Source organism: Bacteroides sp. OM08-11, from assembly GCF_003438665.1.
Lineage (GTDB): Bacteria > Bacteroidota > Bacteroidia > Bacteroidales > Bacteroidaceae > Bacteroides > Bacteroides cutis.
On sequence record NZ_QSTJ01000001.1, the window covers coordinates 57,165 to 73,203 of the forward strand.

Sequence of the window (16,039 nt, forward strand, 5' to 3'; positions counted from 1 at the left end):
TTTTTAATCTTCAATTGGTTATCTCTTAACAGTATTAGAATCTGAAATGAGCAAATGCACGGTTAGCTTCTGCCATTCTATGCATATCTTCTTTACGTTTGTAAGCACCACCTTGCTCGTTAAACGCATCCATAATTTCAGCTGCCAATTTATCAGCCATTGATTTACCACCACGCTTACGAGCGAAGATGATCAAATTCTTCATAGAAATGGATTCTTTACGATCAGGACGGATTTCCGTCGGAACTTGAAACGTTGCACCACCTACACGGCGAGACTTTACTTCCACCTGAGGAGTTACATTATCCAGAGCCTTTTTCCAGATTTCAAGAGCAGATTTTTCTTCATTCTGCATTTTATTCTTCACCGTTTCTAAAGCTGCATAGAAAATCTCATAAGAAGTATTCTTCTTTCCATCGTACATCAAATGATTAACGAACTTAGAAACTTTAACATCACTAAACACAGGATCCGGAAGGATAACGCGTTTTTTAGGTTTTGCTTTTCTCATTTGTCTGAAAAAATAATGTTTTTCGTTCTTGGCTGTTACTTCTGTCTTCTTCAACTCCCCCACCGGAGAATTTACTCAACCTTTAGCATTTCCAACAAACTAAAACGTAAGTTATTACTTTTAATTTTTTATATTTTTACACTCAACTACAAATTATTTTTTCTTTGCAGGAGCAGTTTGTCCTGGTTTTGGACGCTTAGCACCATATTTAGAACGTCTTTGAGTACGCCCCGCAACACCCGCAGTATCCAAAGTTCCACGAACGATATGATAACGCACACCCGGGAGATCTTTTACACGGCCACCACGTACCAACACGATTGAGTGTTCCTGCAAATTATGACCTTCTCCCGGAATATAAGAGTTCACCTCTTTACCGTTAGTCAAACGTACACGAGCTACTTTACGCATAGCTGAATTCGGTTTTTTCGGAGTGGTTGTATACACTCTCACGCAAACGCCACGTCTTTGAGGGCATGAATCCAAGGCGGGAGACTTACTTTTGTCTACCAACACTTCACGTCCTTTTCTTACTAATTGCTGAATTGTAGGCATTTTAATTGTTTTTAATTTATATATTATTGTTTATATTAATTCAAAACTATACACTTTTGGGCTGCAAAGATACTAATAAGTTTTGAATAATCAATGCACTACAAGTTTTTTTTTTGATTTTATGCTTCACCCTTGATATTAGGCAATGGTGGAAGAGGTTGTTCATCCACCATACGAATAGCACCAAAAGAACGTTCATATTTACCAATGTTTTCTTCAAGTGCACGAAGTAATCGTTTAGCATGTTCAGGCGCCAAAACTATACGTGATTTCACTCCTGCTTTAGGGATACCAGGCATCACACGCACGAAATCAAGAATAAATTCTGAACTGGAATGTGTAATTATAGCAAGATTAACATATGTGCCCTGAGCCACATCCTCTTTTAACTCAATTTGTAATTGACCATTATTATTTTCTAGTTTTTCCATACTTTACATTCATTTATATAAAGAGCAAATATACCTTTTTTCATTCAAATCTACAAAAGTCAGTGTATTATTATTCAGAAAAGAGTATGTCATTCTTATAATTATTAGACTTGTTCAATATTCTTAATATGAATCACAAAAATAATCAAAGAGGGCAATTCGATAAATCATCGAACTACCCTCTTTCAGTTATAAAATAAACGATTGTATTAGCACTATTTATTCTTCAACCTTCTCATCAACAGCATAGTCAAGAACAGTCTTCTTATTGGCAAGCATACGATCATATTCCTCTTTGGAGCCAACAATAATCTTTTCAAACTCCCGTTGACCGGTACCGGCAGGAATCAAGTGACCGCAAATAACGTTCTCCTTCATACCTTCCAACTTATCTACCTTACCATTGATAGCAGCTTCATTGAGCACCTTCGTAGTTTCCTGGAAGGAAGCAGCAGACATAAAACTTGAGGTCTGCAAAGCAGCACGCGTAATACCTTGAAGTATTTGAGTAGAAGTAGCAGGAACAGCATCACGTACTTCCACAGGTTTCAAGTCACGACGTTTCAGCATTGAATTTTCATCACGCAACTTACGTGCTGTTACAATCTGACCCGGTTGCAGATTTTGTGAGTCTCCAGCATCTATTACCACTTTCTTACCCCATATACGATCATTTTCTTCCATGAACTCCAGTTTATCCACAACCTGTTGTTCCAAGAAACGAGTATCACCCGGTTCATCAATCTCAACCTTACGCATCATTTGACGAACTATAATTTCAAAATGTTTATCGTTGATCTTCACACCTTGCAAACGGTATACGTCTTGTACCTCATTCACGATATATTCCTGGACAGCAGTAGGACCTTTAATAGCAAGAATATCGGCAGGAGTAATAGCACCATCCGACAACGGAGTACCTGCACGTACATAATCATTCTCTTGTACAAGGATTTGCTTAGACAATGGCACGAGATATTTCTTAACTTCACCAGTCTTAGAAGTTACAATAATCTCGCGATTACCACGTTTTACCTTACCCATTGTTATTTCACCATCAATTTCAGAAACAACAGCAGGATTAGACGGATTACGAGCTTCAAACAATTCAGTAACACGAGGAAGTCCACCCGTAATATCACCCGCTTTACCAACAGCACGCGGAATTTTTACGATAACTTCACCAGCCTTTACCTTCTGTCCATCTTCTACTACTACATGACCTCCTACCGGTAAATTATAAGTGCGAATAAGCTCTCCATCTTCTGTCATGATATGTGCAGTAGGCACTTTTGTCTTATCCTTAGACTCAATAATAATGATTTCACGTAAACCTGTTGATTCATCAGATTCTACTTTATAAGTTACGTTTTCAATCACTCCTTCAAACTCAATCTTACCCGTAGCTTCAGTTATAATAACTGCATTAAACGGATCCCAACGAGCAATAAGCTTACCCTTTTCTACCATTTCACCATCAGCAGCATAAAGTGTAGAACCATAAGGAACATTATGTGTAGAAAGCACAATACCCGTGTTTACATCTACAAAACGTACTTCGGCCAAACGTCCAACCACTACTTTAGCAGGCTCACCGGCTTCATCAATAACATCTACAGTACGAAGTTCCTCAAATTCTAAACGAGCAGGATTTTTAGCAACAATACTTGCATTAGCAGCAATATTAGCAGCCGTACCACCAGCATGGAATGTACGCAACGTCAACTGTGTACCCGGCTCACCAATAGATTGCGCCGCGATAACGCCTACAGCTTCACCCTTTTGAACCATACGACTTGTAGCCAAGTTACGTCCGTAACATTTAGCACAAACTCCTTTCTTGGATTCACAAGTCAATACAGAACGGATTTCAACACTCTCTATCGGAGAATCCTCAATCTTCTGGGCTATTTCTTCGGTGATTTCTTCACCCCCTGCAACTAAAAGTTCGCCTGTCGTAGGATGAACAATATCATGTACAGATACACGACCGAGAATACGTTCATACAGAGTAGCGATAGTTTCATCGTTATTCTTCAGAGCTGTACAGACCAATCCACGGAGTGTACCACAATCTTCTTCATTAATAATCACATCATGCGACACGTCAACCAAACGACGAGTCAGATATCCGGCATCAGCAGTTTTCAATGCAGTATCAGCCAAACCTTTACGAGCACCGTGTGTAGAGATAAAATATTCTAACACAGACAAACCTTCTTTAAAGTTAGAAAGAATCGGGTTCTCAATAATCTGACCACCTTCGGCACCCGCTTTTTGAGGCTTTGCCATCAAACCACGCATACCAGAAAGCTGACGGATCTGTTCTTTAGAACCACGAGCGCCAGAATCCAACATCATATATACAGAGTTGAAACCTTGATCATCACTCGAAATTGTTTTCATCAAGATATTAGACAACTCAGAATTTACATGTGTCCATATATCAATAACCTGATTGTAACGTTCATTGTTAGTGATGAAACCCATATTATAGTTATTGATAACCTGTTCCACTTCTTCATATCCCTTCTGTACCAGCGCTTCCTTCTCTTCAGGAATAATAATATCACCCAAATTGAACGACAATCCACCTTTAAATGCCATATAATAACCAAGGTTCTTAATTCCATCGAGAAAATCTGCCGCCTTAGCAACACCACATACCTTAATTACATGGCTAATGATATCACGAAGTGATTTTTTAGATATAATCGTATTGATATAACCTGCTTCTGCCGGAACTATCTCATTCACAATAACACGGCCTACAGAAGTATCATGCATCATTTTATCCACAATATTTCCGTTCTCGTCAACATCTTTCACAATGACACTAATAGGAGCGTGAATATCGCACTTGCCTTCATTGTAAGCAATAAGAGCTTCCTCCGGACCATAGAAAGTCAAACCTTCCCCTTTTGCACCCTTACGCAACTTGGTAATATAATACAACCCAAGTACCATATCTTGTGCAGGCACAGTAATAGGTGCACCATTAGCAGGGTTAAGAATATTGTGTGACTGCAACATCAACATTTGAGCTTCCAAAACAGCCTCATTACTTAACGGCAAGTGAACAGCCATTTGATCACCGTCGAAGTCAGCATTAAATGCCGTACAAGCCAGAGGATGAAGCTGAATAGCCTTACCTTCAATCATTTTAGGTTGGAACGCCTGTATACCCAGACGGTGAAGAGTCGGCGCACGGTTCAACAATACCGGATGACCTTTCATCACATGCTCCAAAATATCCCAAATAACAGGTTCCTTACGATCCACAATCTTCTTGGCGCTCTTTACCGTTTTCACGATACCACGCTCAATAAGTTTACGGATGATAAACGGTTTATACAACTCAGCTGCCATCAGTTTTGGAATACCACACTCACCCATCTTCAGTTCCGGACCTACAACAATTACAGAACGAGCAGAATAGTCGACACGCTTACCCAACAGGTTTTGGCGGAAACGTCCTTGTTTACCTTTCAAACTATCAGAAAGAGATTTCAACGGACGATTAGCATCCGTTTTTACCGCACTAGACTTACGCGAGTTATCAAACAATGAATCAACTGCTTCCTGCAACATACGTTTTTCATTACGCAAAATGACTTCAGGAGCCTTTATCTCAATCAATCTCTTCAAACGATTATTACGAATAATAACACGACGATAAAGATCATTCAAGTCGGAAGTGGCAAAACGTCCACCATCCAATGGAACCAAGGGACGAAGTTCCGGTGGAATAACCGGTACAATACGTACAATCATCCATTCTGGTTTATTACGTCCACGCGATGCACGGAACGATTCGACAACCTGAAGACGTTTCAAAGCTTCACTCTTACGTTGCTGTGAAGCATCACTCCCTGCACGGTGACGCAGTTCGTATGACAGAGCATCAAGATCCAAACGGGACAGCAAGTCATAAATAGCTTCTGCACCCATTTTGGCTATAAACTTATTAGGATCAGAATCTTCGAGGAACTGATTGTCTTTCGGCAACTTCTCCAGAAGATCCAAATATTCTCCTTCTTCGAGCAAATCAAACTGTGCTACCTCATCAACCAACACACCCGGCTGAATAACGACGTAACGCTCGTAATAAATAATAGCATCAAGTTTCTTGGTAGGCAATCCTAACAAGTAACCAATTTTATTAGGAAGTGAACGGAAATACCAAATATGTGCTACTGGAACAACCAACTGAATATGTCCCATACGCTCACGACGTACCTTCTTTTCAGTCACTTCCACACCACAACGGTCACAAACAATGCCTTTATAACGGATACGTTTATATTTACCACAGTGACATTCATAATCCTTGATAGGACCGAAAATACGTTCGCAGAACAAACCGTCACGTTCAGGCTTATATGTACGATAGTTGATGGTTTCAGGCTTTAAAACTTCACCACTCGAATTCTCTAAGATTTCTTCGGGAGAAGCCAAACCAATAGAGATTTTCGAGAAATTACTCTTTATCTTGTTATCTTTTCTAAAAGCCATACTTTTATATAATTGATAATTGACAATTAAAAATTGAAAAATGGATGTTGAGAAATTAAGGATTGAGAAATATTATTCAATAATTCTCAATTCCCAATTTTCAAATTATTCAAGGTTGATGCTCAAGCCCAAACCTCTAAGTTCATGCAACAATACGTTCAAAGATTCAGGAATACCCGGAGTAGGCATCGGTTCACCCTTCACAATTGCTTCATAAGCTTTAGAACGTCCAACAACATCATCAGATTTGATAGTCAAAATTTCCTGCAAAATGTGTGCGGCACCAAATGCTTCGAGTGCCCAAACCTCCATTTCTCCGAAACGTTGACCACCGAACTGCGCTTTACCACCTAACGGTTGTTGAGTAATAAGTGAATACGGACCAATGGAACGCGCATGCATCTTGTCTTCAACCATGTGACCAAGTTTCAACATATAGGTTACACCCACCGTTGCCTGCTGTTCAAATGCTTCACCTGTACCACCATCATACAAAGTTGTTTTACCATAACGAGGCAAACCAGCTTTATCAGTCCATTCATTTAAATCATCCAAAGAAGCGCCGTCAAAAATAGGAGTAGCAAACTTTACACCCAATTTTTTCCCAGCACGTCCAAGAACAGCTTCAAATATCTGTCCAATATTCATACGTGAAGGCACACCCAATGGATTCAATACAATATCTACCGGAGTACCATCCGCCAAAAATGGCATATCTTCCTGACGCACTACACGAGAAACAATACCCTTATTTCCATGACGACCTGCCATTTTATCACCAACACCAATCTTACGTTTCTTGGCAATATAAACTTTAGCCATCTGTATAATACCCGCTGGTAACTCATCACCAATGGTTATAGCAAATTTTTTACGCTTCAGCTCAGCATCAAGTTCTTTATATTTCTTGATAAAATTCATTACCAATGCACGAATCAACCCATTGGTATGTTCATCTTTCGTCCAATTACTTAACTGAATAGCTGTAAAATCCATATCACTGAAGTCAGACACAGAGAATTTTGCCCCCTTTGAAATAACTTCAGCACCCATATAGTCTTTTACACCTTCAGATGTATAGTTTTCAGTAAGTTTCAGTAACTTATTTACCAATATCTTTTTCAGGTCCGCTACCTTACCATCAAACTCATCGTCAATTTTAGGCAACAACGCCTTATCAGCCAACTTAGAACTACGAGTTTTGATAACGCGAGAGAACAAACGCTTGCCGATAACAACCCCTTTCAAAGAAGGAGAAGCTTTCAGTGAAGCGTCTTTCACATCACCTGCTTTGTCACCGAAAATAGCACGAAGCAACTTTTCTTCAGGAGAAGGATCAGATTCTCCCTTCGGGGTAATCTTACCAATAAGGATATCACCCGGTTCAATACGCGCACCTACACGAACAATTCCATTTTCATCGAGATCTTTTGTTGCTTCCTCACTTACATTAGGAATATCAGAAGTCAACTCTTCCATACCACGTTTCGTTTCGCGAACTTCCAAAGAATATTCCTCCACATGTACAGAAGTCAAAAGATCTTCACGAACAACACGTTCGTTCAATACGATAGCGTCCTCATAGTTATAACCCTTCCACGGCATATAAGCAACCAAAAGATTCTTACCTAAAGCCAATTCACCGGCTTCAGTTGAATAACCTTCAGTCAAAATTTGTCCTAAAGTTACACGTTGGCCTTTCTCACAAATAGGACGAAGATCAATGGTCATATTCTGGTTAGTACGACGCCATTTAGGAATATTATATTCTTTCAACGCAGGCTCAAAGCTTACAAACTCCTCTTCTTCCGTACGATCATACAGAATACGAATTGTGGTAGCATCTACAAAATCAACTACACCATCCCCTTCCGCAGTAATCTGCGTACGAGAATCGCGCGCCAACTGGCGTTCAATACCAGTACCTACAATTGGAGCTTCACTTTTCAACAAAGGAACAGCCTGGCGCATCATGTTTGAACCCATCAATGCACGATTAGCGTCATCATGTTCCAAGAACGGGATCAAAGAAGCTGCGATAGAAGCAATCTGCTGAGGAGACACATCCATCAATTCTACCTCATCCGGAGTAACAACCGGATAATCTGCATCCTGGCGAGATTTTACTTTATCACGAACAAAAGTACCATCCTCATTCAAAGGCGCATTACCCTGTGCAATAATTTTTTCTTCTTCTTCCTCTGCCGTCAAATAAACCAAACCATTATCAGAAAGGTCTACTTTACCATTCGCAACTTTACGATAAGGAGTTTCAATAAAACCAAGATCATTAATCTTAGCAAACACACAAAGTGAGGAAATCAAACCAATATTCGGACCTTCAGGAGTCTCAATCGGGCAAAGGCGACCATAATGAGTATAATGCACATCACGAACCTCAAAACCTGCACGTTCGCGTGACAAACCACCAGGGCCAAGGGCAGACATACGGCGCTTATGAGTAATTTCAGCCAACGGGTTAGTCTGATCCATAAACTGTGATAAAGCATTCGTTCCGAAGAAAGAATTGATAACAGAAGAAATCGTCTTGGCGTTAATCAAATCAATCGGAGTAAACACCTCATTATCACGAACATTCATACGTTCACGAATAGTACGCGACATACGTGCCAAACCAATAGCAAACTGGTTGGATAACTGTTCACCTACCGTACGTACACGACGATTACTCAAATGGTCGATATCATCAACATCCGCTTTTGAGTTTATTAACTCAATCAGATATTTAATAATCTCAATAATATCTTCTTTGGTAAGGACACGTACATCCATATCAGTCGTCAAATTCAACTTCTTGTTGATACGATAACGACCTACATCACCTAAATCATATCTCTTTTCTGAGAAGAACAGATTGTTAATAACTTCACGTGCACTGGCATCATCGGCAGGATCTGCATTACGCAACTGACGATAAATATAAAGTACAGCCTCTTTTTCCGAATTACTCGGATCCTTCTGCAAAGTATTATATATAATAGAATAGTCAGATTGATTCGGTTCTTCCTTATGCACAAGAATATTCTGAACACCTGACTCTAAAATAATATCGACATGTTCCGGTTCAATTACAGTTTCACGATCGATAACAACCTCGTTACGTTCAATAGAAACCACTTCACCGGTATCTTCGTCTACAAAATCCTCAATCCATGTTTTCAAAACACGCGCTGCCAACTTACGACCCACAATTTTCTTGAGGTTCGTTTTGTTTACCTTCACGTCTTCTGCCAAATTAAAGATTTCAAGAATATCCTTGTCATTCTCAAAACCAATAGCTCTCAGCAATGTGGTTACCGGCAGTTTCTTTTTACGATCGATGTAAGCATACATGACATTATTAATGTCAGTAGCAAACTCAATCCAAGATCCCTTGAAAGGAATAATACGGGCTGAGTATAACTTAGTACCGTTGGCATGTACACTTTGCCCGAAGAATACACCTGGCGAACGATGGAGTTGTGACACAACAACACGCTCTGCACCATTGATGACGAATGTCGCCTTATCCGTCATATATGGGATAGGTCCCAGGAACACATCCTGAATAACCGTGTCAAAATCTTCATGATCGGGGTCGGTACAATATAATTTCAATTTAGCCTTTAAAGGCACGCTATATGTAAGCCCTCGCTCTATACACTCATCAATAGTATAACGCGGCGGATCAATATAGTAGTCCAAAAACTCAAGAACAAAATTATTTCTTGTATCGGCAATGGGGAAGTTTTCAGCAAATACTTTATACAGTCCCTCGTTCTTACGCTTCTCGGGCGGAGTGTCCAGTTGTAAAAAGTCTTTGAATGACTTCAATTGTACTTCCAGAAAATCCGGATATTCCAACGGATTCTTAGTCGAAGCAAAATTAACTCTTTGATTTACAGTATTTGAAGACATCTGTTAATGGATTTGTAGAACTTAATTTTAAATATATACACAAAAAGGTTAAGAACCCTTTTCACGAAGGGTTCCTAACCGAATTACCTGATTTACAGGCTAATGTTATTTAAGTTCAACTTCAGCTCCAGCTTCTTCCAATGTTTTCTTCAATGATTCTGCTTCGTCCTTAGCCAAACCTTCTTTTACTACACTAGGAGCACCATCTACCATGTCCTTAGCTTCCTTCAAGCCAAGACCGCAAGCTTCCTTAACGGCTTTAACTACTTGAAGTTTAGCTGCACCAGCGCTCTTCAATACTACGTCGAAAGAAGATTTCTCTTCTGCGGCAGCAGCACCACCGGCTGCAGGACCAGCAGCAACAGCAACAGCTGCAGCAGCAGGTTCAATACCATATTCTTCTTTCAGGATTGTTGCAAGTTCATTAACTTCTTTTACTGTCAAGTTAACTAATTGTTCTGCAAAAGCTTTCAAATCTGCCATTTTTGTATGATTTTAATTGTTTAAATACTAAATAAATTGATAATTTTTTATCCGAAATTTACGCTTCGGCACGTTCACCAAGAGTCTTGAGAACTCCGTGAAGGGTGTTACCACCTGATTGCAGAGCAGAAATAACATTCTTAGCCGGAGATTGCAACAATGCGATAATATCGGCAATAACTTCATTCTTACTCTTGATACTTACGAGAGCATCCAACTGGTCAGCACCAACATAGAAGCTTTCTTCTGCATATGCAGCTTTTAATCCAGGAATACCGTTCTTAGCTTTATCTTTCAGCAACTTAGCCGGAGCGTTTGCAACGTTGCAAAACATTACGGCAGTAGTGCCTTTCATTGAGTCATAAAGCAAAGAATAATCTTCTTCAAGGCTTTCCAGTGCTTTGTGGAGTAATGTATTCTTAACTACCATCAACTTGATGTCAGCCTTGAAGCATTCTCTTCTCAACGCGCTTGTTGTAGCTGCGTCCATAGCAGTAGTATCCACTAAGTAGAAGTGACCAAATTCCTTAACTGTAGCAGCAATCTGCTCAATAATCGTACTTTTATCTTCCTTTCTCATTATTACTCCGTTTTATTAGATTTCTTCTACTGATTTCGGGTCAATCTTGATACCCGCACTCATCGTGCTAGAAAGATAAATACTCTTAATATATGTACCCTTGGCTGCAGTCGGTTTCAATTTATTCAAAGTAGAGATGAATTCTTTCGCATTATCGCGAATTTGATCAGCACTAAATGAAACTTTACCGATAGAAGTATGAACGATACCACTCTTATCAACTTTAAAGTCGATCTTACCTTGTTTTACTTCTTTTACAGCTTTAGCAACATCCATAGTTACAGTGCCACTCTTAGGATTCGGCATCAATCCACGAGGACCGAGCACACGACCGAGCGCACCAATCTTACCCATAATAGACGGCATAGTGATAATTACATCAATATCAGTCCATCCACCTTTGATCTTTTCAATATATTCATCAAGACCAACATAGTCAGCTCCGGCTTCTTTTGCAGCAGCTTCAGCATCCGGTGTACAAAGCACCAAAACGCGTACAACTTTACCAGTACCGTGAGGAAGTGATACAACACCTCTCACCATCTGGTTAGCCTTACGTGGGTCAACGCCCAAACGTACGTCTATATCCAGAGAAGCATCAAACTTAGTAAAAGAAATCTCTTTTACCAGTGTAGCGGCTTCTTTGAGAGAGTATGCTTTCCCTGCTTCAATTTTTTCTGCAGCTAACTTTTGATTTTTTGTCAGTTTACTCATTCTAATTGAAGTTTATTAGTTATTAACCGGGAACTCCCCTTTTACAGCGATACCCATACTACGAGCTGTACCAGCAACCATTTTCATAGCAGCTTCGACAGTAAAACAGTTCAAGTCAACCATTTTGTCCTGAGCAATCGTACGAACCTGTTCCCAAGTAATCTCGGCAACCTTCTTACGATTAGGCTCAGCAGAACCACTCTTTACCTTAGTCAATTCAAGTAATTGAATAGCAACGGGAGGAGTCTTGATTACAAAATCGAAAGACTTATCTGCGTAGTAAGTAATAATCACAGGAAGAACTTTTCCTGCTTTGTCTTGGGTTCTGGCGTTGAATTGCTTGCAAAACTCCATGATATTAATTCCCTTAGAACCCAAAGCAGGTCCAACGGGAGGTGATGGATTTGCCGCGCCTCCTTTAATCTGTAATTTGATTAGTCCAGCAACTTCTTTAGCCATTTTTTAATTGATTTATATATAAACATTAATGAAGAATACTACAGCGTAACACCTGTACTATTCTTTTTCAACTTGCATAAAGCCTAATTCGAGCGGAGTCTTCCGTCCAAATATCTTAACCATAACCTTCAGCTTCTTCTTCTCGGTGTTCACTTCTTCAATGATACCACTAAATCCACTAAACGGACCGTAATTCACCTTTACGGTCTCACCAACTACATACGGGATATTCAGCTCTTCACCGGCATCCTGCAATTCGTCAACCGTACCAAGTATGCGATTCACTTCCGACTGTCTCAAAGGAACGGGTTTATCAGATCCACCTAAGAAACCAATCACATTAGGAGTATTTCTCAGATGATGAGCTACTTCACCCACCAGAGCAGCCTCCACCAAAACGTAACCAGGAAGATAACTTCTCTCTTTCACAATTTTTTTACCATTGCGAACCTGATATACTTTTTCGGTAGGAATCAATACCTGAGATACGTAATCGCCAAGGTCGCTGTTTTTAATGTCAGCTTCAAGGTATTCCTTTACCTTAGATTCTTTTCCGCTAATAGCACGCAAAACGTACCACTTCTTTTCAATCTCAGACATTTCTCCTTACTTTTTAATGTGGATAAACAAATTCCATTAAATGTTGGAAACAGAAGTCCATCGCAAATACTACCAATGCAATAAGCAGGGAAGCATATAAAACAACTACTGCACTGTTAGTAAGTTCAGAATACGTAGGCCACGATACTTTATGAACAAGTTCGTCGTAAGTTTCTTTAAAATAAGCTACAATCTTCTTCATTTCAAAAATATTAGCACGGGAGGAGAGACTCGAACTCCCGACACCCGGTTTTGGAGACCGGTGCTCTACCAACTGAGCTACTCCCGTTTGAACATAATCAGTTCCCAGCTTTTACTGGGAACTGATAAGATATTTGGCTATTAGTCAAAAATTTCAGTAATTTGACCAGAACCTACTGTACGACCACCTTCACGGATGGCGAAACGCAAACCTACGTTCAATGCTACCGGATAGATCAGTTCTACATTGATTTCTACGTTATCGCCCGGCATTACCATCTCAGTTCCTTCCGGAAGAGTAATTTCACCTGTACAGTCCATAGTACGCAGATAGAATTGAGGACGATATTTGTTATGGAACGGAGTGTGACGGCCACCTTCTTCTTTTTTCAAAACATAAATAGAAGCCTTGAATTTAGAATGAGGTTTAATCTGACCTGGTTTACAAAGAACCATACCACGTTTGATTTCGTTCTTGTCAATACCACGAAGTAACAAACCTACGTTGTCACCAGCTTCACCCTGATCCAACAGTTTACGGAACATTTCAACACCAGTTACAACTGATTTCTTATCTTCACCCAAACCAAGGATTTCAACTTCGTCACCTACATGGATAACACCAGCTTCGATACGGCCAGTTGCTACAGTACCACGACCAGTAATAGAGAATACATCCTCAACAGGCATCAAGAATGGTTTATCAACATCACGCGGAGGTAATGGAATCCAGTTATCAACAGCATCCATCAATTCCATAACTTTTTCTTCCCATTTTTCAACACCATTCAATGCACCAAGAGCAGAACCCTGAATGAAAGGAGTATTATCACCATCGAATTCGTAGGCTGAAAGCAACTCACGCATTTCCATTTCAACAAGTTCCAACATTTCGGGATCGTCTACCATATCGCACTTGTTCATGAAAACGACCAATCTTGGAACGTTTACCTGACGAGCCAGCAAAATATGTTCACGCGTCTGGGGCATCGGACCATCAGTTGCAGCAACTACAATGATAGCACCGTCCATCTGAGCAGCACCAGTTACCATGTTCTTTACATAGTCGGCATGACCCGGACAGTCTACGTGAGCATAGTGACGGTTAGCAGTTTCATACTCAACGTGGGAAGTATTAATAGTAATACCTCTTTCCTTTTCTTCAGGAGCGTTGTCAATTTGATCGAATGATTTTACTTCAGAAAAACCTTTTTTGCCTAACACCGTAGTGATAGCAGCAGTCAACGTGGTTTTACCGTGGTCAACGTGACCAATTGTACCAATGTTTACGTGCGGTTTGGTACGTTCGAATTTCTCTTTAGCCATAGCTTTACTTGTTATTTATTTGATTAATAATCAGCTTTTACATATCCATGAGCTGTTACCGGGATTTGAACCCGGGACCTCTTCCTTACCAAGGAAGTGCTCTACCACTGAGCTATAACAGCAGAAAAAGAGTAGTGGGCAAAGATGGATTCGAACCACCGAAGGCGTAAGCCAGCAGATTTACAGTCTGCCCCATTTGGCCACTCTGGTATTTGCCCCTATTAAATTAAGAACTCTTTCATCTTTCGTCTGAACCCCTACAGGATTTTTGTTATCCTAACCGGTTTTCAACTTCACCGAATGTCTCTTAATCCACACTCGCACTTTTTCTTGAGCCTCTTGTCGGATTCGAACCAACGACCCCGAGATTACAAATCACGTGCTCTGGCCAACTGAGCTAAAGAGGCAGACTTAAAAAATGCAACCGTAACGTTCTAGTGCGAGCGAAACGGCTGCAAATTTAGGCATTTATTTTTTACCCGCAAAATTTTAGCGGATTTTTATTTGCTCCGTTGTTTTTCCTTATATTTAACCAGCTGTTTTTCCAAAGCTTCCAAACAAACGTCTATCGCTTCTTCAAACGTATCACAGACTTTATTCGCATAAAAATCAGCATTAGGAGCAAACACCCTCACTCCGGCTTCTTTATTTTCAGCAGTCTCTGGCTTAACAACTTTTAATGACACCTCTACTTTCTGTATATCGTCGTAAAACTTCTCCAATTTAACAACCTTTTTTTGAATAAAAGCTTGCAATTGCTCTGATGCATCAAAGTGAATCGATTGAATTCTAACATCCATACTTACCTCCTTTTCTTTAGGCTCGAGGATGAGCCTGATTATACACTTTTTTAAGTTCTTCAAAAGTAGTATGCGTATAAACTTCCGTCGTCGCCAAACTTTCGTGTCCAAGAAGTTCTTTTATCGAACTCAAATCGGCACCATTGTTCAGCATAGCCGTCGCAAAGGTGTGCCGCAACACGTGAGGACTTCTTTTTTTTACAGTCACTACCTTCGAAAGGTTTCGTTTCACAATATCTGCAACGATACTACGGCAAAGCCGCTTTCCACTCTTCCGGACAAAAAAAACATCTGCCCTGACCGGAACCGCATCATTCCGCATATTGATATATTCTCGCATTGAGCGCTTTAACTCTTCGTCAAAAGGTATCAAACGTTGTTTGTCCCGCTTCCCCGTCACCTTGATAAGAGAAGCCGAAAAATCAATATCCTTATCAGCCAACCCCATCAATTCCGAAAGCCGCATGCCGGTGGCATAAAACATTTCAATAATCATGTGGTCACGACACCCTTCAAACCCCTCTCCAAAGTCCATATCATCCAGCAATCTATTCATTTCTCCCTCTCTCAGAAATACAGGAAGCGGTTTCTTTTTTTTAGGTCCCGTTATTTTTCGCAACGGATCCATCGCAACCTCCCCCCTCTTCAAGAGAAACTTATAATATGCCCGGATTGAACTCAACTTTCGATTTATCGTATTCGAAGCACAACCCCTGTCCATCAAAGAAGCAATCCATTCACGAACAAGCCCAGCATCAACATCCGACGGAGTTAAATCTCCCAACATTCCCTCTCCGAACTTCTGCAATTCAAGGATATCCGACCGATAATACCTAACGGTACCTTCAGAATAATTCCGCTCACGCAGAAGATAATCAAGGAAAGAATCTATCAACAACATATCGTTACATCTAAATCGTGCAACGAATGTATGAAAAAGAATTCA

At 40.2% G+C, this 16,039-nt stretch carries 14 protein-coding genes and 4 tRNA genes; all 18 read right to left on the reverse strand.

The features are described from left to right. Nucleotides 1-34 precede the first annotated feature (34 nt). The 18 genes from rpsG to xerA all read right to left on the reverse strand — a co-directional run bounded on the left by rpsG (nucleotide 35) and on the right by xerA (nucleotide 15,994). Nucleotides 35-511, reverse strand: coding sequence for a 30S ribosomal protein S7 (gene rpsG, locus DXC10_RS00290; RefSeq protein ID WP_101542396.1), 477 nt, complete (start codon nucleotides 509-511; stop codon nucleotides 35-37). A 153-nt stretch (nucleotides 512-664) separates the two neighbouring features. Beyond that, complete coding sequence (gene rpsL / locus DXC10_RS00295; protein ID WP_101541771.1) at nucleotides 665-1,066, reverse strand: 30S ribosomal protein S12; 402 nt, start codon at nucleotides 1,064-1,066, stop codon at nucleotides 665-667. A 119-nt stretch (nucleotides 1,067-1,185) separates the two neighbouring features. Beyond that, nucleotides 1,186-1,497 (reverse strand): DUF3467 domain-containing protein, encoded by a 312-nt coding sequence (locus DXC10_RS00300; RefSeq protein WP_101541772.1) that lies wholly within the window; start codon nucleotides 1,495-1,497, stop codon nucleotides 1,186-1,188. A gap of 219 nt (nucleotides 1,498-1,716) precedes the next feature. Continuing rightward, nucleotides 1,717-6,012, reverse strand: a complete 4,296-nt coding sequence (gene rpoC / locus DXC10_RS00305) for a DNA-directed RNA polymerase subunit beta' (protein ID WP_101541773.1) — start codon at nucleotides 6,010-6,012, stop codon at nucleotides 1,717-1,719. Nucleotides 6,013-6,117: 105 nt separating this feature from the next. Next, nucleotides 6,118-9,930, reverse strand: coding sequence for a DNA-directed RNA polymerase subunit beta (gene rpoB, locus DXC10_RS00310; RefSeq protein WP_101541774.1), 3,813 nt, complete (start codon nucleotides 9,928-9,930; stop codon nucleotides 6,118-6,120). Between the two features lie 105 nt (nucleotides 9,931-10,035). Further along, on the reverse strand, nucleotides 10,036-10,413 hold the full coding sequence (rplL, locus tag DXC10_RS00315; protein ID WP_101541775.1) for a 50S ribosomal protein L7/L12: 378 nt from the start codon (nucleotides 10,411-10,413) through the stop codon (nucleotides 10,036-10,038). Between the two features lie 58 nt (nucleotides 10,414-10,471). Then, nucleotides 10,472-10,993, reverse strand: a complete 522-nt coding sequence (gene rplJ / locus DXC10_RS00320) for a 50S ribosomal protein L10 (RefSeq protein WP_101541776.1) — start codon at nucleotides 10,991-10,993, stop codon at nucleotides 10,472-10,474. Nucleotides 10,994-11,008: 15 nt separating this feature from the next. After that, nucleotides 11,009-11,707, reverse strand: a complete 699-nt coding sequence (rplA, locus tag DXC10_RS00325) for a 50S ribosomal protein L1 (RefSeq protein ID WP_101541777.1) — start codon at nucleotides 11,705-11,707, stop codon at nucleotides 11,009-11,011. A gap of 15 nt (nucleotides 11,708-11,722) precedes the next feature. Beyond that, nucleotides 11,723-12,166 carry a 50S ribosomal protein L11 gene (gene rplK, locus DXC10_RS00330; RefSeq protein WP_101541778.1) on the reverse strand — a complete coding sequence of 148 codons (444 nt, stop codon included), beginning with the start codon at nucleotides 12,164-12,166 and terminating at the stop codon, nucleotides 11,723-11,725. A gap of 57 nt (nucleotides 12,167-12,223) precedes the next feature. Continuing rightward, the gene (gene nusG, locus DXC10_RS00335; protein ID WP_101541779.1) at nucleotides 12,224-12,766 is read right to left on the reverse strand and encodes a transcription termination/antitermination protein NusG; all 543 of its coding nucleotides are present in this window, start codon (nucleotides 12,764-12,766) and stop codon (nucleotides 12,224-12,226) included. A gap of 13 nt (nucleotides 12,767-12,779) precedes the next feature. Next, a complete protein-coding gene (gene secE / locus DXC10_RS00340) occupies nucleotides 12,780-12,968 on the reverse strand; it encodes a preprotein translocase subunit SecE (protein WP_004291288.1) in 189 nt (62 codons plus the stop codon). A gap of 14 nt (nucleotides 12,969-12,982) precedes the next feature. After that, a tRNA-Trp gene (locus DXC10_RS00345) sits at nucleotides 12,983-13,055 on the reverse strand. Nucleotides 13,056-13,108: 53 nt separating this feature from the next. Beyond that, a complete protein-coding gene (gene tuf / locus DXC10_RS00350; RefSeq protein ID WP_101541780.1) occupies nucleotides 13,109-14,293 on the reverse strand; it encodes an elongation factor Tu in 1,185 nt (394 codons plus the stop codon). Between the two features lie 50 nt (nucleotides 14,294-14,343). Beyond that, nucleotides 14,344-14,415, reverse strand: a tRNA-Thr gene (locus DXC10_RS00355). 13 nt (nucleotides 14,416-14,428) lie between these two features. Further along, a tRNA-Tyr gene (locus DXC10_RS00360) sits at nucleotides 14,429-14,511 on the reverse strand. Nucleotides 14,512-14,626: 115 nt separating this feature from the next. After that, nucleotides 14,627-14,700: transfer RNA gene (locus DXC10_RS00365), tRNA-Thr, on the reverse strand. A gap of 93 nt (nucleotides 14,701-14,793) precedes the next feature. Beyond that, nucleotides 14,794-15,093, reverse strand: coding sequence for a ribosome hibernation-promoting factor, HPF/YfiA family (gene hpf / locus DXC10_RS00370; protein WP_101542397.1), 300 nt, complete (start codon nucleotides 15,091-15,093; stop codon nucleotides 14,794-14,796). A 16-nt stretch (nucleotides 15,094-15,109) separates the two neighbouring features. Then, the gene (gene xerA, locus DXC10_RS00375; RefSeq protein WP_117737143.1) at nucleotides 15,110-15,994 is read right to left on the reverse strand and encodes a site-specific tyrosine recombinase/integron integrase; all 885 of its coding nucleotides are present in this window, start codon (nucleotides 15,992-15,994) and stop codon (nucleotides 15,110-15,112) included. Nucleotides 15,995-16,039: the final 45 nt, after the last annotated feature.